The 18,181-nt window shown below is 57.0% G+C and carries 19 protein-coding genes and 3 pseudogenes; 16 read left to right on the top strand and 6 right to left on the bottom strand.

Going from position 1 to position 18,181, the window contains the following annotated elements; all coding sequences use genetic code 11:
- Nucleotides 1-12 precede the first annotated feature (12 nt).
- Both PMA3_RS18385 and PMA3_RS18390 read right to left on the bottom strand, forming a co-directional pair.
- Nucleotides 13-339, bottom strand: a pseudogene (locus PMA3_RS18385) (LysR substrate-binding domain-containing protein); the annotation flags it as partial.
- A 186-nt stretch (nucleotides 340-525) separates the two neighbouring features.
- The gene (locus PMA3_RS18390; protein WP_064678517.1) at nucleotides 526-1,137 is read right to left on the bottom strand and encodes a TetR/AcrR family transcriptional regulator; all 612 of its coding nucleotides are present in this window, start codon (nucleotides 1,135-1,137) and stop codon (nucleotides 526-528) included.
- 195 nt (nucleotides 1,138-1,332) lie between these two features.
- On the opposite strand from PMA3_RS18390, the gene PMA3_RS18395 reads away from it, so the two are divergent.
- Genes PMA3_RS18395 through PMA3_RS18410 form a run of 4 tightly spaced genes read left to right on the top strand, consistent with a single transcriptional unit; the run spans nucleotide 1,333 to nucleotide 5,395 of the window.
- Nucleotides 1,333-2,046, top strand: a complete 714-nt coding sequence (locus PMA3_RS18395; protein WP_064678518.1) for an SDR family oxidoreductase — start codon at nucleotides 1,333-1,335, stop codon at nucleotides 2,044-2,046.
- Between the two features lie 9 nt (nucleotides 2,047-2,055).
- On the top strand, nucleotides 2,056-2,964 hold the full coding sequence (locus tag PMA3_RS18400) for an alpha/beta fold hydrolase (RefSeq protein WP_082930366.1): 909 nt from the start codon (nucleotides 2,056-2,058) through the stop codon (nucleotides 2,962-2,964).
- 40 nt (nucleotides 2,965-3,004) lie between these two features.
- Nucleotides 3,005-3,925, top strand: coding sequence for a ketopantoate reductase family protein (locus PMA3_RS18405; RefSeq protein ID WP_064678519.1), 921 nt, complete (start codon nucleotides 3,005-3,007; stop codon nucleotides 3,923-3,925).
- A gap of 33 nt (nucleotides 3,926-3,958) precedes the next feature.
- A complete protein-coding gene (locus PMA3_RS18410) occupies nucleotides 3,959-5,395 on the top strand; it encodes an epoxide hydrolase family protein (protein WP_237140649.1) in 1,437 nt (478 codons plus the stop codon).
- 158 nt (nucleotides 5,396-5,553) lie between these two features.
- On the opposite strand, the gene PMA3_RS18415 is transcribed toward PMA3_RS18410, so the two are convergent.
- Complete coding sequence (locus tag PMA3_RS18415; protein ID WP_064678520.1) at nucleotides 5,554-6,489, bottom strand: LysR family transcriptional regulator; 936 nt, start codon at nucleotides 6,487-6,489, stop codon at nucleotides 5,554-5,556.
- A gap of 116 nt (nucleotides 6,490-6,605) precedes the next feature.
- Between PMA3_RS18415 and PMA3_RS18420 the strand changes: the two genes are divergently transcribed.
- From PMA3_RS18420 to PMA3_RS18435, 5 genes and pseudogenes are all read left to right on the top strand, one after another.
- Complete coding sequence (locus tag PMA3_RS18420) at nucleotides 6,606-7,025, top strand: ester cyclase (RefSeq protein WP_064678521.1); 420 nt, start codon at nucleotides 6,606-6,608, stop codon at nucleotides 7,023-7,025.
- Nucleotides 7,026-7,028: 3 nt separating this feature from the next.
- Nucleotides 7,029-8,039: an SDR family oxidoreductase gene (locus PMA3_RS18425; RefSeq protein ID WP_064678522.1), complete on the top strand. Its 1,011-nt coding sequence runs from the start codon at nucleotides 7,029-7,031 to the stop codon at nucleotides 8,037-8,039.
- Nucleotides 8,040-8,134: 95 nt separating this feature from the next.
- On the top strand, nucleotides 8,135-8,677 hold the full coding sequence (locus PMA3_RS18430) for a histidine phosphatase family protein (protein ID WP_064678523.1): 543 nt from the start codon (nucleotides 8,135-8,137) through the stop codon (nucleotides 8,675-8,677).
- A gap of 49 nt (nucleotides 8,678-8,726) precedes the next feature.
- Nucleotides 8,727-8,798: pseudogene (locus tag PMA3_RS33210) on the top strand (GNAT family N-acetyltransferase); the annotation flags it as partial.
- A 450-nt stretch (nucleotides 8,799-9,248) separates the two neighbouring features.
- A complete protein-coding gene (locus PMA3_RS18435) occupies nucleotides 9,249-9,611 on the top strand; it encodes a DUF6124 family protein (RefSeq protein WP_064678524.1) in 363 nt (120 codons plus the stop codon).
- A gap of 341 nt (nucleotides 9,612-9,952) precedes the next feature.
- On the opposite strand, the gene PMA3_RS18440 is transcribed toward PMA3_RS18435, so the two are convergent.
- On the bottom strand, nucleotides 9,953-10,759 hold the full coding sequence (locus PMA3_RS18440) for an MmyB family transcriptional regulator (RefSeq protein ID WP_064678525.1): 807 nt from the start codon (nucleotides 10,757-10,759) through the stop codon (nucleotides 9,953-9,955).
- A gap of 118 nt (nucleotides 10,760-10,877) precedes the next feature.
- Between PMA3_RS18440 and PMA3_RS18445 the strand changes: the two genes are divergently transcribed.
- The 4 genes and pseudogenes from PMA3_RS18445 (at nucleotide 10,878) to PMA3_RS18455 (ending at nucleotide 12,807) form a co-directional block, all read left to right on the top strand.
- Nucleotides 10,878-11,237 (top strand): hypothetical protein, encoded by a 360-nt coding sequence (locus tag PMA3_RS18445; RefSeq protein ID WP_064678526.1) that lies wholly within the window; start codon nucleotides 10,878-10,880, stop codon nucleotides 11,235-11,237.
- 189 nt (nucleotides 11,238-11,426) lie between these two features.
- Nucleotides 11,427-11,876: a GNAT family N-acetyltransferase gene (locus tag PMA3_RS18450; RefSeq protein ID WP_420848517.1), complete on the top strand. Its 450-nt coding sequence runs from the start codon at nucleotides 11,427-11,429 to the stop codon at nucleotides 11,874-11,876.
- A gap of 58 nt (nucleotides 11,877-11,934) precedes the next feature.
- Nucleotides 11,935-12,012, top strand: a pseudogene (locus tag PMA3_RS33215) (hypothetical protein); the annotation flags it as partial.
- Nucleotides 12,013-12,444: 432 nt separating this feature from the next.
- The gene (locus tag PMA3_RS18455; protein WP_064678528.1) at nucleotides 12,445-12,807 is read left to right on the top strand and encodes a DUF6124 family protein; all 363 of its coding nucleotides are present in this window, start codon (nucleotides 12,445-12,447) and stop codon (nucleotides 12,805-12,807) included.
- Between the two features lie 122 nt (nucleotides 12,808-12,929).
- Here PMA3_RS18455 and PMA3_RS18460 read toward each other — a convergent pair whose 3' ends face one another.
- Nucleotides 12,930-13,220 (bottom strand): hypothetical protein, encoded by a 291-nt coding sequence (locus PMA3_RS18460; RefSeq protein WP_064678529.1) that lies wholly within the window; start codon nucleotides 13,218-13,220, stop codon nucleotides 12,930-12,932.
- A 462-nt stretch (nucleotides 13,221-13,682) separates the two neighbouring features.
- Between PMA3_RS18460 and PMA3_RS18465 the strand changes: the two genes are divergently transcribed.
- From PMA3_RS18465 to PMA3_RS18475, 3 genes are all read left to right on the top strand, one after another.
- A complete protein-coding gene (locus tag PMA3_RS18465; protein ID WP_202970136.1) occupies nucleotides 13,683-14,555 on the top strand; it encodes a TauD/TfdA dioxygenase family protein in 873 nt (290 codons plus the stop codon).
- Nucleotides 14,556-14,664: 109 nt separating this feature from the next.
- Complete coding sequence (locus PMA3_RS18470) at nucleotides 14,665-15,144, top strand: 2,4'-dihydroxyacetophenone dioxygenase family protein (RefSeq protein ID WP_064678531.1); 480 nt, start codon at nucleotides 14,665-14,667, stop codon at nucleotides 15,142-15,144.
- Nucleotides 15,145-15,329: 185 nt separating this feature from the next.
- Complete coding sequence (locus tag PMA3_RS18475) at nucleotides 15,330-16,979, top strand: 3-(methylthio)propionyl-CoA ligase (RefSeq protein WP_064678532.1); 1,650 nt, start codon at nucleotides 15,330-15,332, stop codon at nucleotides 16,977-16,979.
- Between the two features lie 76 nt (nucleotides 16,980-17,055).
- Here PMA3_RS18475 and PMA3_RS18480 read toward each other — a convergent pair whose 3' ends face one another.
- A complete protein-coding gene (locus PMA3_RS18480) occupies nucleotides 17,056-18,138 on the bottom strand; it encodes an alpha/beta fold hydrolase (RefSeq protein WP_082930367.1) in 1,083 nt (360 codons plus the stop codon).
- Nucleotides 18,139-18,181 lie beyond the last annotated feature (43 nt).

The following is an 18,181-nucleotide window of genomic DNA, read 5'->3' on the forward strand; positions in this document are numbered from 1 at the left end:
ACTGAACCCATCTCAATTATTTTGGCTAGCGCCCCCATGCACCCATTTCGGGTCGCCCCCCAAGAGGTAACCTTCCGCATTTGCTATGGAAAGGGCTTCGAGCAGCACCTGCTCCAGGATGGCAAAAAAACATTTGATATGAGCCTGTTTCAATGCCTGAGGCCGGGTCACCAGATAGACTTCCATATCTGGAAGTTGGAGATCCGGGAACAACTCGATCAAGTCCTTTGCCAGAATACGGGGCAGTACTGCCACACCCATTCCTCGCCTCACCGATTCGAGCTGAACCGCGAACGAGTTCACGCTGATCTGCGCGCGGTCCAAACCACCGGTTTTGGAAAACTAAGTCCGTCCCCTTTTCTCCTGTCCCCTTTTCTCCTTTTCTCTGTTCATTCACTCGAAGTCACGGGAGATTGTTTTACTTTGATGGCGGGTAAGTGCCGCAAAGCGGCAAAGATTAACTGTGTAGTACTTAGTGCCAGAGGAGCGACTTGAACAGGCAAGCCAAGAGGCTGGCCTTCGTCGTCAACTGGACTTCTCGCGTTCGCCGTATGGTTTGCCCAGTGCGGCGTCAATCATTGCACGCACACCTTGCAGCACTTGGGCCGATACCTCTGGCCTGGCCTTCGCCGTAGCGCGCGCAACCGAGAGGGCGCCAATCATTGCTGCAACAATGCCCATGGCGGTGGCAAGCGCGTCGACGGCTTGGTTGTTGGCCGCCACCCTGCGCTCGAACGCTCGAACCAGCACCAGGTAACCCTCGGTAAACTTTGAGCTGGTTACCGCATCCTGGCGGCCAATTTCGCTGGCTGACGCGGCCATTGCACAGTGGTCGGCGTAATCGTCCCGCCTGTCGACAGACAGATAGTCGGAGAGAAAGCGTTCCAGATCCGGCTCGCCATCCACCGTACCCGAATAGAGCTTGGCATTGCTCTGCTCCAAACTCCACGCCAGCGCCTCGGCCGCCAGAGCTTCCTTGGATGGGAAATGCGCGTACAGGGCACCGTGCGTCAAGCCAGCCGACTTGCTGATTTCGGCAACGCCCACGCCATCGATCCCTTTCTGCCGAAACAGACGGCTCGCCGTCTCAATCAATGCGGCGCGATTGGCCTCTGCTTTTTCTTTCGAGATTTTCATGACAAGGCTCCTTTGAGGGCGATCTTTGCACATTATAGTTGCACTCACAATCTTTCAAAAGCCTATACCCAAAAGAGATAATTGTTATTTCCAACTGAGTCTTGACTTTAATAATTGTGAGCACCACTATTAATTTAATGATTGCGACCGCAATCTTAAGCACCGCGAGTCACTCACCCCTCAGAGCACATAACAATGAAAATCGAAAATGCCGTTGCATTTGTTACCGGCGCCAACCGTGGTCTCGGTCTCGCCTTTGCAAAAGAACTCGTGGCAAGGGGCGCGCGCAAGGTCTACGCCGGGGTACGAAATCCCGAGGGTGTCAATATTCCAGGCGTGATCGCTATCCGTCTGGACGTCAGCGACCCGGCATCGGTTGCCGCCGCGGTGGCGCAGACTGGCGACGTGACGCTGCTGGTCAACAATGCGGGCATTGCGCGTTTGCTGCCCTCGATGCTTGACCCTGGCCTGGTGGAAGCCGCTCGCGAAATTTTCGAAACCAATTACTACGGCGTTATGCACGTCAGCCTGGCTTTCGCGCCTGTTCTAAAAGCCAATGGCGGCGGAGCGATCGTCAACGTCCTTTCGGATGCGACTTGGGTTGCTGCGCCTTTCCTGTCCGCCTATGCGGCATCGAAATCAGCGGCATGGAGCTCCACCAATTCGTTGCGACTCGAACTCCATGCCCAGGGCACGAGCGTGCAAGGCCTACACGTGGGCTTCATCGACACTGACCTGACCCATGGTTTTGACGTGCCGAAAGTCCAGCCCTCCGAAGTAGTGATCCAATCACTGGACGGGCTGGAAGCGGGATTGCAAGAAGTGCTCGCAGACAAAGGTACTCGCGCCATCAAGGCCAGCCTGTCGACTGAGCAAGCGGCATACCTGAACCCTGAAGCGACTGCGTAGGAGTACGAGATGAATTTCATGCAACGGCTCGCCCTCGGCGCAGCGTTTTCTGTCATGACTGCTGGCGGTGCCTTCGCGGCGCCAACTGCTACTCACAACACAGTACCCAATCAGTTCGTCGAAGCGGACGGCGTGCGATATGCCTACCGTCAACTTGGTTCGCAGACGGGGGTTCCGGTCATCCTGCTTCAGCACTTTCGCGGCAACATGGATTACTGGGATCCGGCGCTCACCGATGGTCTGGCTAAACAGCGGCCGGTTTACCTATTCGACAATGCGGGCGTAGGCCTCAGCGGTGGCGAAACCCCCGATTCGTTCGAAGCCATGGCCGATAACGTCGCCGCATTTGCACGCGCACGTGGGTTGACGCAAGTGGATGTGCTGGGCTTTTCAATCGGCGGCATGGTGGCTCAGGAAGTTGCACTGCGGCATCCAGAGTTGGTCCGCAAACTGATCCTCGCAGGAACGGCGCCGCGCGGTGGAGTACCGGGGAATGATCCAAAGGTGCCGGCGATCGCCCTGCGCGAGACGATAGCCTCACAGGAAGAAACCGCCTACCTGTTCTTTGATCCGGCTCCGTCCAGCCAGCAGGCGGCCCGGGACTTCTGGGAAAGGCGTCACCAACGCAGCGAGGGCCTCGACAAACTCGCTTCGATGAAAGCCATCAACGCTCAAGGCGCGGCGCTGGGCAAGTGGAACTCGCCCGGTGACGGAACTTTTTCTCAGCTGAACCACATTTCTCAGCCGACTTTAGTGGTCAACGGCAGCAAGGATGTGATGGTACCGACCCAAAACTCATTCACGTTGCAACAGCACATCCCGAACGCCAAGTTACTGATTTATCCGAATTCGGGGCATGGAGCACTATTCCAATATTCCGACGATTTTGTAAATCAGGCCAATGCGTTCCTGGACTGACCCAGATCAGACTCAACCTGCTGTAACGAGGATTTTAACAATGAGAATTTTGATTGTGGGCGCCGGCTCGACCGGCGGGTTTTTCGGGGCAAAGCTGGCCAAGGCAGATCGCGATGTTACGTTCCTCGTACGGCCGCAACGACTTCGCCTCATCGAGCAACATGGCCTGTGCGTCAGAAGCCCGGCCGGTGACATCGACATACAACCGCAGCTCATTACATCAGCGCAAATCAATGGCACCTTCGACATCGTTTTGCTAGCGGTCAAGGCCTACGCGCTTGACTCTGCGCTACAGGACATGGCCGCCGCTGTCGGCCCCGAAACAGTCATCTTGCCATTGCTCAACGGCATGCGGCACATGGACGTCATCTCGGAAAAATTCGGTGCAGAGCGCTTGCTGGGATGCGCTTGCAAAGTGGCAACAAGCCTTGATGAGAGTGGACGTATCATCCAGCAGGGCACGTTCAACGATATCTCCTTTGGAGAGCTGGATGGGAGTGATTCGGATCGACTCGCAGCCGTGCACACGTTCATGCGCGACGCCGGATTCGATGCAAACATTTCGAATACGATTTTAAGGGACATGTGGGAAAAGTGGACGTTGCTCGCGGCGATGGGGAGTATCAATTGCCTGATGAGAGGCAGTATTGGCGAAGTCGTAGCGGCCGCAGGAGGTCACGAATTTGCGCTACGCATGATTGACGAGGTGTCGGCGGTTGTCCGTGCCGCAGGCCAAGAACTCAGTGAGCCCTTCCTGACGCAAGCCTATCGTCTTCTCACATTGCAAGGCTCCCCGCAAACATCGTCGATGTATCGGGATCTGGTGGCCGGCCGAGCCATCGAAGCCGATCAGATCATTGGGGATCTCCTCGTGCGAGCGTCTGCAAAGAATATGGAAGCTCCCCTGTTGGCTTTGGTCTATGCGCACTTGTTGGTTTACCAAGCCCGATTACATAACTGAAAAGTTCCAAGGACTGCACCTGACGGCCCGGTCATGGGCCATTCCGACCGCCTCGCTGATCGGAGGCGACACCCCGAAAATCTGCCTGTGGCCAAGGTGGTGCGGCTGACCGCACACATCGCGCCATTCTTCAGGAAAAAGACCATGTCTTCTGTATCATTCCCGCACTTGCGGCGCAGCCTGCTTGCGACTACCGCAATTGCAGGTGCCTGCGCACTGCTCGCACTCGTCTCACCCAGTTACGCCCGGGCCAGCACCACACCGGAGGTCGCTGCCACCGTTGAGCAGGACAGCGCGATCCGTCCTTTTAAAGTCAACATTCCTGAAGAGGCGGTTGCCGACCTGCGCAAGCGTGTGTTAGCCACACGCTGGCCAGACCGTGAAACGGTAGGCGACCAATCCCAAGGGGTGCAACTGGCGAAACTCCAGGATCTGGTGGCTTACTGGGGCACGCAATACGACTGGCGCAAGGTTGAAAAACAGCTCAATGCCTTACCAATGTTTGTGACCAAAATTGACGGCCTCGACATTCAGTTCATCCACGTCAAATCAAAACACCCGAACGCTATGCCGCTGCTACTCACCCATGGATGGCCCGGGTCGATCCTGGAGCTGACCAAGGCCATCGCCCCCTTGACCGATCCCACTGCCCATGGAGGTCGCGCCGAAGATGCTTTTGACGTAATCATTCCCTCGATGCCCGGCTACGGTTTTTCGCAGCGTCCCACCAGCGGCGGTTGGAACCCTGACCGCATCGGACTCGCTTGGGATGTGTTGATGAAGCGTCTGGGCTACAAGCGCTACGTGTCCCAAGGCGGCGATTGGGGTTCTGTGATCGCAGATGCCATGGGGCGCCAGGCGCCACCAGGCTTGCTGGGCATACACGTGAACATGCCAGCTACCGTGCCCGCCGATGTCGCCAAGGCAATAAGCGACGGCACCCCTCCACCCGCCGGTCTGTCGACTTCGGAAACAGCGGCCTATGAATCGCTAAAAACCTTCTTCTCCAAAAATGCCGCTTATGGCGCCATGATGGGTACCCGCCCACAGACCGTAGGGTACGGCTTGTCCGATTCACCTGCCGGGTTGGCGGCGTGGATGTTCGACAAATTCAATCAATGGACCTACAGCGGTGGTGATGCCGGCAAATCCCTAACCAAGGACGAGATGCTCGACGGTATTTCGCTCTATTGGTTGACCAATAGCGCCGTCTCGTCCGCCCGCCTTTACTGGGAAAATAACAATAACAACTTCAACGCAGTGGAACAGAAGACCCGCGACATTAAGATCCCTGTCGCGGTCACCGTGTTTCCCGGCGAAATTTACAAGGCACCGAAGACCTGGACTGAGCGCGCTTATCCCAACCTGGTTTACTTCAACGAAGTAGACAAAGGGGGACATTTTGCGGCGTGGGAAGAACCTGAGCTGTTCGCAAAAGAACTCCGGGCAGCATTTCGCACCTTGCGTTAAGTAGAACGTTGCATATGGCCTGCCACTGGACTGCCGGGCAGGCCGTACACCAATACCCGTCTAGCTGCTGCTGATGCTGACCGGCAGCTTTGGGTCGATCTCTGCCGATCATGGTTTCATTGGTAACTTCGTTAGCTGATGTCTTGACAGAACCCATCTCAATTATTTTGGCTAGCGCCCCCATGCACCCATTTCGGGTCGCCCCCCAAGAAGTAACCTTCCGTATTTGCTATGGAAAGGGCTTCGAGCAGCACCTGCTCCAGGATGGTAAAAAAACATTTGATGTGAGCCTGTTTCAATGCCTGAGGCCGGGTCACCAGATAGACTTCCATATCTGGAAGTTGGAGATCCGGGAACAACTCGATCAAGTCCTTTGCCAGAATACGAGGCAGTACTGCCACACCCATTCCTCGCCTCACCGATTCGAGCTGAACCGCGAACGAGTTCACACTGATCTGCGCGCGGTCCAGACCACCGGTTTTTGCCGCCCGCATTTGCGGCAGCATGTCCAGCGGGGGAAGAAAGGCAATATTGACCGCAGTGGCCGGGGTCACCCCTGGAAACCGCTTCAGATAACCGGCATCAGCGAAGACACCGTAGGCGAGCCGGCCTATTGGTCGATAAATCAGCGACGGCTCACCCAGATGAGCTGTACGTACAGCAATGTCTGCCACGCCGCGGACGATCTTGTGAAAGTCGGCTGTTACCATCAGTTCCACCGAGCAACGCGGGTGCAGAGAAGTGAAGCGACTCGCGGCCTCCAGCACACAAGACGAGAAACCCTCTCCTGCACTGACCATGACACTGCCAGATAGCCCTGTGTGTAGCTCGGATATGCCAGCAGCGGTTTGACGCCTCAAGCCAGCTTCCGCAGCCAGGGCAACTTCCACGAGGGATTGGCCCCGCGAGGTCAACCAGCATCCTTCAACGCCCCGCTCGACGAGTGGCTCGCCCAGTGCGACCTCAAGTTGGGTCAGACGGCGGGACACGGTAGACGCCGCGATACCCAGCAACTGGCCAGCTTGAAGGAAGCTGCCACGCCGCGAGACTGCCAACAGCAGACGAAGATCGTCCCAATTTGTTTGCAACGCCATGCGTCCTGTCCTCCCTGGTCTGCATATGTGCAAATCCATTATGCAGTAATCGCTGTTTTTCGGGAGATGCCTCAAAGGTATATCTACAGGCCCTCGAAACGAATGGAATGGATTGTATGACTACTGGCCCCTACGACTATGCGGAACGCGCCTCAAGAGCCTTCAATCGCCGTGATGTGGAGGCGATGCTTGCGTTGGTTTGCGAAGACTTCATCTACCTCGATGGTATGGGGGTTCAAACCGGTCGCGAATCCATGCGCAAACGAGAGACTGCGCTGTTCGAAGCGTTCCCTGATGCCCAAGTGACCTTCACCCCATTCATGGTCGCTGACGATCGTTTGGCGCTGACTGCCTTACTGACCGGCACCTTCGCCGCACCCTTGGTGCTGCCAGGCCAGGTGATTGCACCCCATGGACGCCACATTACCGTGCACTACGCCGCACACTTCACCTTCAGAAACGGACTGGCCATCCGTGAAGAGGCCTTCTTCGACAGTGCGGTGTTGATGCCGTTAGCCGAACAGGGTGAGGGTTGAGCCATGCGCAGCGCATTTGTTACTGGAGCAACCGGCTTGCTGGGCAACAATCTAGTGCGTGAATTGGTCGCTCGTGGCTATACGGTCAAAGGCCTGGTCCGCTCAAGAGCCAAAGGTGAACAGCAGTTCAACAATCTGCCGGGAGTGGAGCTGGTCGTTGGGGACATGGCCGATGTCGACGCATTCGCAGCATCGCTGCAAGGTTGCGATACGGTGTTTCACACCGCGGCGTTCTTTCGCGACAACTACAAGGGCGGCAGCCACTGGAAGGAACTCGAAAAGATCAATGTCGACGGTACGCGGGACCTGATTTACCAGGCCTACCGCGCCGGTATACGACGGTTCATCCATACGTCTTCCATTGCCGTGCTCGACGGCGCACCTGGAATGTCCATCGATGAGACATGTCTGCGGGCCGACGCCGATGCGGATGACTACTACCGAAGCAAAATCCTCGCCGACCGTGTCGTCTTGTCGTTCCTGGAGTTCCATCCCGAGATGCATGCCTGCATGGTCCTGCCTGGCTGGATGTGGGGCCCTGCCGACATTGGCCCGACCTCCTCGGGACAGTTGGTTAACGATGTCGTGCAGGGCAAATTACCCGGACTGATCCCCGGTAGCTTCTCCGTTGTTGATGCCCGCGATGTGGCATTAGCGCAGATTGCCGCGGCCAAACATGGGCGGCGAGGTGAGCGCTATCTCGCGGCGGGCCGGCATATTACAATGCGTGAGCTGGTGCCTATTCTTGGACGCATAGCGGGCGTCAAGACACCCGTTCGACAACTACCGCTCCCCTTTCTATTCACCTTGGCGGCTGTGCAGGAGATTTATGCGCGTCTTACCAGCAAGCCCATTCTGCTGAGCATGGCCACGTTGCGCCTGTTGGTACGAGAGAAGGACCGCACTTGTTTCAACCACAGCAAGAGTGAACAAGAGCTTGGCCTAAGTTTCCGAGCAATAGAGCTGACAATCACCGACACGGTGGCGTGGTACCGAGATCACGCTTGGTTTTAGACACAAACCTTAAATTCCCGGAACCGCACTCCTTCCACATTGACCGCACACCTGAACAAGGACGTAAACATACTGTGAGTAGGGAAATAATCCTGATGCGTCACGGCCAGCCAAAGCTGGTCGCTACCGACAAAATGTCAGCGCTCGAAATGAAAGACTGGATCGAGCAATACAACCAGTCCGAAATAACCAACCAACCCGTGCCGGATGCCAGCATGCAGCTCGCCGCAACCGCCACGGTGATTGTCTCAAGTAGCGCGCCTCGTGCGCTAACCTCCGTCCTGGCTCTTGGCCTGAAGCCCGCCCTCGTCGACGCGCTTTTCTGTGAAGCGCAACTGCCTTATGGTCACTGGAAACTGCCACGGCTATCGCCGTTTACCTGGGCATTTATCCTTCGAGTCTTATGGTTGTGCGGCTACTCACGCAGAGTCGAATCCGCCGGCACTGCGAGGAAACGCGCCAGCACGGCAGCTCGACGACTTCAGTCCCTTGCCAGCGAAGGACCGGTTCTGCTGCTCGGTCATGGTTTTATGAATCGAATGATCGCCAAACAACTGGTGGCAGATGGATGGGTTCGCCAAAAACGTAACGGCAGCCGGTATTGGAGTGCGACGGTGTATCAATATGGCGGTGTTTAGAAGGTGCCATCTGGCGCGGGGATTAAACGAAGAAAGAATGGGAGCGGGCGCGCAAGGATCAGGGATAGGCTCTGCTGTTCTCACACAGATTTTCAAAGAGGCGGATGCGGCTGCGTTCCCTTCGGCCGATCCGGTGGCACGCCGGATACGCATCACATGGTGCTGGCCGAGTACAGAAATCAGCCGTGCAGCAATGTTAGATCAAGCAAATTAAACATCCGCGAAAGGCGCATGTTTAAACGCCCTACGGCTTACTTCCTGAAAGCTACAAAACCTTGCGCCGTTGCCTACGGGTACGCCAGAATCCGCCGGCTTGTGCGCCAGTGGCCCGCTCGGTAACTTGATTCCCGTCACTGCCCATCAGTGATCGGGTTTAGCAGCCCGTCGAGTACTGAAGCGCATTTGCATCCAGACAGTCAGGTCATTTCAGGCCTGCACTTCATGGTAGCTGTGCGTAGGGCGCCTTCGGGCGCGCCGGTTTGGTACTCCCCGGTCTGCTAACCTGCGCACAGCTGCCACCTACGTTTAGCAGCGATAGGTGACGGCTCCAACTGTTTGGAGTACCAAAATAATGATCAAACCTTCACCCAATCCGCCAGACACCGATCCGGCATATCCCTACGAAAGCCCCGACTCATACAAACCCAACGAAGCCGCCGAACGCGCCCTCGACTCCCACGGCCCCTCGACTGCCGACATCAAAGCCACCCCGCGTACACCCAGCACCCTGTTCACCGTCGACCCACAGGCCACGACCGAAACCCTGGCAGTTTATCTGGTCGAGACGCTAGCCTCGGTGGATGTGATGGTTCATCACCTGGTGGATCATCTGGACGGCGGATCGCGCAATGCCCTGCTGGGCATTTCCAACAGCATCATGCTCGCGGAAATCACGGCTAACCGGATGCTGGATCAGATCGATCCACCCGCTTGAGGCAAACGCGTCCGCAATGCGGGCTATGCAGCAGCGATCCCTTTTTTATTGGGGACCGCATTTCAGCGAAGTAACACAAATAGATCCGTCCCCTTAAATGCCAATAGATCCGTCCCCTTAAATGATCTAAATGCATCCCCTTAAATGATCGTCCCCTTAAATGATCTCTGTCAACGCTTCACCCTGCACCTCACGGTGCAACATGCATGACTCGGGGCCTGGTTGATTCGCCATTTCTTGCCAGTATCGAACTTTCATCAGCTGTCCTCCGCCAGCTTAAACTGGCGCTCTAAGCGTCTGGCGAATACACCTATGAATGTGTTGAACCTAAGATAAGGGCATCAGCATTTCAATTGTCCATAGGCTCGGGCCATGACTTCCCAGGTTCTCGCGTCGGCAGGAATCAGATGCTCAATACGCAGCGACTCCATCGTAATGTCGAGAGGCATGCCAAATGTTGTAAAAGTTGACATGAATTTCAGTTCCCCGTGCCTTGAGTCGAGCCGCGTCAGCACCAACGGAGGCAGTTCGTTTGTCAACGTGGAAGCCTCTTGAGGCGTGGGGAGGCTTTTCAGAAGCGTAGCGAGCCCCGGGTTGCTCAAGGCCTCTCTCGCTGCCCTTTGCCAAGCAATCAATCTGATTTCCTCGACATTGTTAAGATGATCGCCCAACCCTCCAGGCTCCAGCAGCGTTACCAACAGATTTAGGCCTTCTGCCGCATCGGCACTCAGGCCGACCAGATCGAACAGCACTCCAGTGCTTGCGTTGGCTGCCAATATCTCCCACTGACTCCCCAAGACAATCGCTGGTGCGGGGTTGTTGGCATGAAGCAGGTGAGTTATAGCGTCACGAACAGCCTCCATGCCTGGCGAGGTAAGAGGTGTTGCTTCGTAGCGCGGTGCATAACCACTGGCGAGAAAGACACTGTTGCAGTGCTCTAGAGGCGCCTCGAGTGCCATGAGTAAGTTATGCAGAGTGCCAGGGCTTGGCTTGGCGCGCCCTGTCTCGATGCAGCTGAGGTGGCGCTGCGAAATACCTGACATCAAGGCGAGGTCGAGTTGGCTCAATTTTGCCTGACGTCGCAGTTGACGCAACTGCTCACTTGCAGTGATGGAGTGTGTCGTTCGAGGAAAAGGTCGGGGGCTCATTGTTCGACTCTGACGGCGCGAATTGGCTGAGTCCATGACCTGTGAGGTCATTGATCTCGGCGTGACAATATCACTACCTTGTCAGCGTCGATTATCACTTCTTGCTCAAGGAGGACAAATGAAAAGACCCTACCTCTCACTCGCCACATTGGTGATTTTTTCCTTGTATACGGCGGGTACCATGTTCGTTGCCGATCAATCGCTCATCGACTTCGGCCTGGAGTTAATATCCAGCCCGGACACTGCCCAAATAGTTATTGACCTTTACCTGCTCGGCGTCCTCGCTTGCATCTGGATGTATCGGGACGCTCGTTCCAAAGGCCGATCTGCGGTCTCTCTTGTGCCTTACTTTCTGATAACGGCAGTCTTCGTATCGATTGGCCCATTGCTTTACCTCGTTATCAACGGATTCGCCAAGAAAAAGCTGCCTACGGATACCACCGGTTACAGCATCGATATATCGCGCAATCTCGACTAAAAGGAACGAAGAGGATGTCCGTTGGCGTTTGGCTATTCCTTTGTTTCCGGGTGTCCGGCCAACACGCGTTACGTGATTGAATGGGCCCCCATTGATGCAGCAGCAACTCCGTAATCTCACTCGCCCGCTGCTTCGGCAGGCGATTTTAGGGTGCCAAAGCGAACACGGGGATATCTAGTGGTTACGACAATGGGCGAACTGGCGATACGTCAGATCTCAGCGCTTCCTCCGGAAATCCTGGAATTTGAAGCGGAGGCAGTTACAGAAGGTTTCAGGTTTCTCACGCGCTTGGTTGCAGATTGGAAAGACGGGTCAAACCGATTCGATCAACCAGGTGAATGCCTTTTTGGAGCCTTCCGCAACGGGCAACTGATCGCCATCGGTGGTCTTTCATATGATCCACATGCCGGGTCGGACATCGGGAGGCTACGGAGGGTATACGTCGCGCGAGCATCAAGGGGTCAGAATGTGGGTAAAGCCCTGGTGCAGCAGCTTTTGGAATATGCGGCTCAGCGATTTCGTGTCGTACGCCTGTCCACGGATACATCGGAGGGAGCCGCATTTTACCTTCGCTGCGGGTTCCTACAGATACAGGATGATTTTGCTACTCATATGAAGTCATTAGTCGATGCCACGTAACCAGGGCGGACTCATCTACGAGCGCTCCGTCTAAGGTGAACATAGTGGCCAGAGCACTTTGCTTCCCGAAAGCCTCGACGACTACGTTAGCGATACCAATCCAGTGCGTGTGGTCGACGTTTTCGTCGACGAACTCGCTTGGTGTTACTTCGTTACTGGAGTTCAAACGCCAAGGTTAGTCATGACGTCGCGTCGTTCGATCAAGCAAATTAAACACCCGCGAAAGGCGCATGTTTAAGCGTCCTACTGATTACTTCCTGAAAGCTACAACACCTTGCGCCGTTGCCTACGGGTACGCCAGAATCCGCCGGCTTGTGCGCCCATCCCCCGCTCGGTAACTTGATTCCCGTCACTGCCCATCAGTGATCGGGTTTAGCAGCCCGTCGTGACGAAGCGCATTTGCATCCAAATAGTCAGGTCATTCCATGCCTGCACTTTATGGTAGCTGTGCGCAGGGCGCCCTCGGGCGCGCCGGAATCGTCTCCGCCGGTCTGCTAACCTGCACACAGCTGCCACCATTCGTTTAGCAGCGACTTGGTGACGGCTCCATGTTTTGGAGCGTACAAAGATGATTAAACCTTCACCCAATCCGCCAGACACCGATCCGGCATCCCCTTACGAAAGCCCCGATCCAAACAAACTCAACGAAGCCGCGGAACGCGCCCTCGATTCCCACGTCCCCTCAACTGCCGACATAAAAGCCACCCCGCGTATACCCAGCACCCTGTTCTCCGTCGACCCGCAGGCCACGACAGAAACCCTCGCGGTCTATCTGGTCGAGACGCTAGCCTCGGTCGACGTGATGGTTCATCACCTGGTGGATCATCTGGACGGCGGATCGCGCAATGCCCTGCTGGGCATTTCCAACAGCATCATGCTCGCGGAGATCACGGCGAACCGGATGCTGGATCAGATCGATCCACCCGCCTGAGGCAGACGCGTCCGCGATGCGGGCTATGCAGCGGTCCCTTCATTATTGGGGACCGCATTTCAGCGAAGTAAAACAAATAGATCCGTCCCCTTAATTGGTCCCCTTAATTGCTTAATTGATCCTCAATTGATCTGCACAACAACCGGACCTTCCGTAACGATCGGCGGGTCCGCGTGGATATCTGATGCATTTTTCTGAATCCACTCACGTGCGACTTTCAAGCTCGCATCGCTGCCGGCCTTGTCCGTGCAAACAGTCACCGACGTACCACCATCACCCGTATTCAGCAGTGTGTAGCTGACGAGGCCGGGCACTGTCCGCAGGGCAGCTTCGACGTCGGTTTTGCGCTCTTCCAAACGCACGAAAAGCTGCCTTGCTCCAGTACCCAAGTAGGTTCTTATCACCGCATACATAGTCGTCTCCTTTGGGAGCAGCGTCTCGATGCCTATCCAGATCTGCTGATGGCCGCTCTCACCCAGGTTTCAGTTCACCCCGATTTATTAAGCTTAGCCTCACGCCGACGACGAGCGAAATGCAACGACCACCGGCCGCAGTTGGCCGTTTTCTGGCGCCGAAGAAAATCCAGTGCCCGTGGTCATCGTTCAGCTTAATCCTGACCCCGACTCACCGTCCCAATATGCTAAGAAACTGTCCCGCCGCGCCCACAGCCTGGCACCCGCGATATCTACTATAGGACCCGTCCCCCTGCCCATTAAGTGGGGCCAGTGACCTAGACCGGGTGCACATCTTGCGCACCGCCGTACAAGCACGGATTGGAGACAACAATGACAAAAATCGCCGACATCCAGAACACCCCTGCATCAGCCTCTCCCTCGGCACCGAACATCATCCGGTCGTCGGTGCGACAGCATTCGATCAAGGTGGAGCTTTGCACACCCGCCATCGGCGCAGAGCTCAGCAACGTCAGCCTTGTCGACGCTGCCCAGGACCCCGAATTGATCGCGCAAATCAGGGCCCTGTGGCTCAAGCACAAAGTGTTGTTCTTTCGCGACCAAAACATCACGCCACTGGAGCAACAGCATTTCGCCGCGCGTTTCAGCGAACTGGAAGCCCATCCCCTGGCGCCGAGCCATCCGGAGGCGGACAAGCTGCTGATGCTGTACCGCAATCTCGATCCCAGCAAACCCAAGAGTTATGTCGAAAAGGCCAGCCGCGAAAATCTCTGGCATGCCGATGTCACCTACAAGAAGGCGCCGCCCCGCGGCGCGGTATTGCGCTGCGAACTGGGTCCGGAGACCGGCGGCGACACCCTGTTTTCCAACATGGTGATGGCCTACGACAATCTGCCCGACGCCATCAAGCAGCGGATCGAGGGCTTGTATGCCAAGCACGGCGCCGAGCAGACTTTCGGTGCCCAGTTACCCCGCGACGAACGTCACGCGATGGCCCTGAAGACCCCCGGCGCTGAACACCCGGTGGTGCTTGTCCATCCGGAGACGGGTGAAAAGGTGCTGTTCGTCAACTCGGCATTCACCACCCATTTCTCGAATTTCTTCAACTTCGAAGACGTCCGTTACGGCCAGGACTTCATGCCCGAGGCTCATCACTTGATGAGCTACCTGATCTCCCAGGCCGCGATTCCGGAATATCAGGTACGCCTGAAGTGGCGCACCAATACCGTTGCCATGTGGGACAACCTGCAAGTCCAGCACTACGCGGTAGCTGACTACGGCAATGCGCCAAGAAAAATGCTGCGCGCCACCCTCGCGGGAACCCCGCTGACCTGACCCTGACTGCCTGCACCAGACAGGCCAGGGCACCCGACCATCAGCGATGGCCGGGCGATGCTGGCCGCCGAAACTTTCTCGATCAGAACAACAATCAATGGAGTTACCTATGCTCTACGAACACGTCGACACCGCCGTCATCGATGGCGAATCCCTGCCCTGGATTCCGTTTACGCCTTATGCGGATAACGTCTTGCTGAAGTACTTCAAGCTCGACCCGATCCGTGGCGAATGGATCGTCATGATGAAGGCGCCGATCGACATGCAACTGCCCAAGCATCACCACACGGGTACGGTGATGGTCTACACCTTCGAAGGCCAGTGGAAATACAAGGAGCATGACTGGGTCGCCGGCCCGGGCAGCATCGTGTACGAGACGGCCGGATCGACTCACACACCCGAAGTCGTCAGTACCGGTAATGGCGACGGCTATGTGCTCACGCTGGTTCAGGTCAATGGCGATCTCGCGTTTCTCGATGAGAACGACAACATCGTCGCGCTGGAAAACTGGAAGTCCGGGCTCAAGCGCTATCTCGACTATTGCGAGCAGCATGACATCGCGCCGAAAGATCTCACGGCATTCAACTGATCCGAGTTCCAGGAGAACTCCCGGCACCCCTCCATTCGAGGGGGAGCCGGGAAAAGTAACCTGATCGCAAAAATCCAGGGGAGGAAGACAGGCTGTCCCGGTTCGCGGTCTTGACGTGGAATCTGACAGAAGGCCCTGGCCGCCTGTCCGCTCCCCGATCACAGACTTATGAACGGAGCGATGCCATGCATGGCTTGATGATGCACAAGCAGTTGTTGATTTCCTCACTCATAGAGCATGCCGACCGCCACCATGGCGATACGCAGATCGTGTCCCGCAGGGTGGAGGGCGATATCCATCGCTACACCTTCCGTGACTGCCACCGTCGCGCGCGCCAGGTGGCCAGCGCGCTGACCAGCCTGGGTGTGCAGCCCGCCGACCGGATCGGCACGCTGGCCTGGAATGGCTATCGTCACCTGGAGTTGTATTACGGCGTTTCCGGCATGGGCGCCATTGTGCATACCATCAACCCTCGCCTGCATGAGGACCAGGTGGCCTACATCGCCAATCATGCCGAAGACCAGTACATCTTCTTCGACTTGACCTTCCTGCCGTTGATCAAACTCATCGCTGGCCGCTGCAATAGGGTCAAGGCGTTTATCGCCATGACCGATCACACCCACATGCCGAAAGACGCCGGCATCGACAACCTGCTGTGTTATGAAGATCTGCTGCAACAGGGATCTGCCGACTACGTCTGGCCGATGCTCGACGAAGATGCCGCCAGTACGCTCTGCTACACCTCCGGCACGACGGGCAACCCGAAAGGCGTCCTGTACAGTCATCGTTCATCGCTGCTGCATACCTATGCCGCCGCGCTGCCGGATGCCTTGAACTGTTCGGCTCGCGACGTGATCCTGCCGGTGGTGCCTATGTTCCATGTCAACGCCTGGGGGCTTCCGTACATCGCGTGCATGGTCGGGGCCAAGCTGGTATTCCCCGGGCCTGCGCTGGACGGCAAATCGCTGTTCGAGCTGCTCGAAGTGGAGCAGGTTACGCTTTGCGCCGGTGTACCGACGGTCTGGCAAGGGCTTCTTGGGCATCTGGAGGAAACAGGCCAGCATTTCTCCAGCATGAAACGCACCATCATCGGGGGCGCAGCCTGCCCCACGGCAATGCTGCACAGGTTTCAGGAGATCTACGGCGTAGCGGTGTTGCACGTTTGGGGGATGACTGAGTTGAGCCCGATCGGCACCATTGGCACCCTGAAGGCCCGGCACCTTGCTATGTCCCCGGCAGAGCGTAATGCCGTGCAATCCAAACAAGGCCGGGCAGTGTTTGGCGTCGACATGAAGATCGTCGGTGCCGATGGCCTGGAACTGCCGTGGGATGGCGCAACGTCGGGTGACCTGATGGTGCGTGGCCCCTGGGTGGTACGCGACTATTTCAAAAACGAAAGTGACTGTTCGCCGCTGCTCGAGCACGCAGGCCAGGCATGGTTCCCGACCGGCGATGTGGCGACCATCGATGTCGATGGCTTCATGCAGATTACCGACCGCAGCAAGGATGTGATCAAGTCGGGTGGAGAGTGGATCGGTTCCATCGACCTGGAAAACGTTGCGATGACCCATCCGTCGGTCTCCCAGGCTGCATGCATCGCCGCGAAACACGCGAAGTGGGATGAGCGCCCCTTGCTGGTTGTCGTCAGGAAAGCGCAGGCAGCACTGACGCGGGAAGAGCTGCTGGCCTTTTATGAAGGCAAGATTGCCAAGTGGTGGACGCCTGATGATGTGGTCTTCGTCGACACGATTCCACTGGGCGCTACGGGCAAGGTTTTGAAGAACCGTCTGCGCGAGCAGTTCGGCGATCATCTGCTGGTCAAGGCTGTCGGCTGAGCGTAGGAGGGAAACAATCCAGCCCTGTCCATGTGCAATGGCAGGGCTGACGTTGCGGCAGATTGCACCGACGATATCAAGGGGCTAAGCGTGCCTCGTGCTCAAACACCTTGTCGCTGGACACCAACTGCTCGAGAAACTCCAGCAGCAATCCGTTGACCTGAGCGGGGCTTTCTTCTGCGGCGCTATGGCCCACACCGGGTAGCAAAACCTTTTTGCGCAGTGCGGGTAGATAGGCGTCCATCCGGTCGTAGAGACCACGGATTTCGACCGGCTCCAGGGAAGGGTCGGCAGCACCACCGATGAACAGGCTCGGCTGGCTGACTTTCGCGCCGTCGAGAAACGCGGTGATTTCCCAATTGCGGTCGCGACAGCGGTAGTAGTTGAGGGCACCGGTAAACCCCGTGCGCGTGTACTCGGCGACGTAGTAGTCGAGCGACCGCGGGCTCAACCAGGACGGAAACGCCCCTTTCGGCTCGGTGAAGGCATTGAGAATCGGCTCACCGGCCTCGACGAACAGACGCCAGCGTTCGGCACCGACGGCGCTGCCGGAAATCGAGTAGAAGACGCTGCTCAAGGTCTTGCGCGGATCATGGGCCAACTCGCGGTCCGGCTTGTCGAGCTGCTGGAAATACAGGTGGTGGTAGACCCTTCCTTTCGCCATGGCCTGCAAACCCACGGTGGGTTTGACCTTGCCACGCGGCGGTACAGGTGTGTTGAGCATCACCAGGCCACGGAACAGATCCGTTCGCAACATGGCTGCCGCCTGGGCTACCCAGGCGCCCAAGTCATGCCCAATGATGACCGCGGACGTTTCGCCCAGGGCCGCCATCAAACCCACCATGTCGCCGACGGCCTGGCTCATGTCATAGGCTTCGATGGCATCGGGTCGGTCCGATTGCCCGAACCCCCTTTGATCGGGCACGACCACTCGATAGCCGGCCTCGGCCAATGCCAGGATCTGGCGCCGCCACATGTACCAAAGGTAGGGGAAACCGTGGAGCAGGATGACGAGCGGACCCTGTCCCTCGTCGATGTAATGCATGCGGATGCCGTTGAGTTCGGCAAAGCAGTGGTGGAATGCATCAGGATCGTCGGCATCCACCTGCGCCATTGCAGCGAGCGGCTGACCGACACGCATTGACGTGCACGTATCCATTATCGACCTCCATCTTATCAATTGTGGGCCTGAAGGTAGCGCT

The organism is Pseudomonas silesiensis (assembly GCF_001661075.1).
GTDB lineage: Bacteria > Pseudomonadota > Gammaproteobacteria > Pseudomonadales > Pseudomonadaceae > Aquipseudomonas > Aquipseudomonas silesiensis.

Excerpts from the sequence above, each read along its gene's own strand:
- PMA3_RS18390 (WP_064678517.1), bottom strand. The coding sequence starts at position 1,137 with ATGAAAATCTCGAAAGAAAAAGCAGAGGCCAATCGCGCCGCATTGATT.
- PMA3_RS18395 (WP_064678518.1), top strand. The coding sequence starts at position 1,333 with ATGAAAATCGAAAATGCCGTTGCATTTGTTACCGGCGCCAACCGTGGT.
- PMA3_RS18400 (WP_082930366.1), top strand. The coding sequence starts at position 2,056 with ATGAATTTCATGCAACGGCTCGCCCTCGGCGCAGCGTTTTCTGTCATG.
- PMA3_RS18405 (WP_064678519.1), top strand. The coding sequence starts at position 3,005 with ATGAGAATTTTGATTGTGGGCGCCGGCTCGACCGGCGGGTTTTTCGGG.
- PMA3_RS18410 (WP_237140649.1), top strand. The coding sequence starts at position 3,959 with ATGGGCCATTCCGACCGCCTCGCTGATCGGAGGCGACACCCCGAAAAT.
- PMA3_RS18415 (WP_064678520.1), bottom strand. The coding sequence starts at position 6,489 with ATGGCGTTGCAAACAAATTGGGACGATCTTCGTCTGCTGTTGGCAGTC.
- PMA3_RS18420 (WP_064678521.1), top strand. The coding sequence starts at position 6,606 with ATGACTACTGGCCCCTACGACTATGCGGAACGCGCCTCAAGAGCCTTC.
- PMA3_RS18425 (WP_064678522.1), top strand. The coding sequence starts at position 7,029 with ATGCGCAGCGCATTTGTTACTGGAGCAACCGGCTTGCTGGGCAACAAT.
- PMA3_RS18430 (WP_064678523.1), top strand. The coding sequence starts at position 8,135 with ATGCGTCACGGCCAGCCAAAGCTGGTCGCTACCGACAAAATGTCAGCG.
- PMA3_RS18435 (WP_064678524.1), top strand. The coding sequence starts at position 9,249 with ATGATCAAACCTTCACCCAATCCGCCAGACACCGATCCGGCATATCCC.
- PMA3_RS18440 (WP_064678525.1), bottom strand. The coding sequence starts at position 10,759 with ATGAGCCCCCGACCTTTTCCTCGAACGACACACTCCATCACTGCAAGT.
- PMA3_RS18445 (WP_064678526.1), top strand. The coding sequence starts at position 10,878 with ATGAAAAGACCCTACCTCTCACTCGCCACATTGGTGATTTTTTCCTTG.
- PMA3_RS18450 (WP_420848517.1), top strand. The coding sequence starts at position 11,427 with ATGGGCGAACTGGCGATACGTCAGATCTCAGCGCTTCCTCCGGAAATC.
- PMA3_RS18455 (WP_064678528.1), top strand. The coding sequence starts at position 12,445 with ATGATTAAACCTTCACCCAATCCGCCAGACACCGATCCGGCATCCCCT.
- PMA3_RS18460 (WP_064678529.1), bottom strand. The coding sequence starts at position 13,220 with ATGTATGCGGTGATAAGAACCTACTTGGGTACTGGAGCAAGGCAGCTT.
- PMA3_RS18470 (WP_064678531.1), top strand. The coding sequence starts at position 14,665 with ATGCTCTACGAACACGTCGACACCGCCGTCATCGATGGCGAATCCCTG.
- PMA3_RS18475 (WP_064678532.1), top strand. The coding sequence starts at position 15,330 with ATGCATGGCTTGATGATGCACAAGCAGTTGTTGATTTCCTCACTCATA.
- PMA3_RS18480 (WP_082930367.1), bottom strand. The coding sequence starts at position 18,138 with ATGGATACGTGCACGTCAATGCGTGTCGGTCAGCCGCTCGCTGCAATG.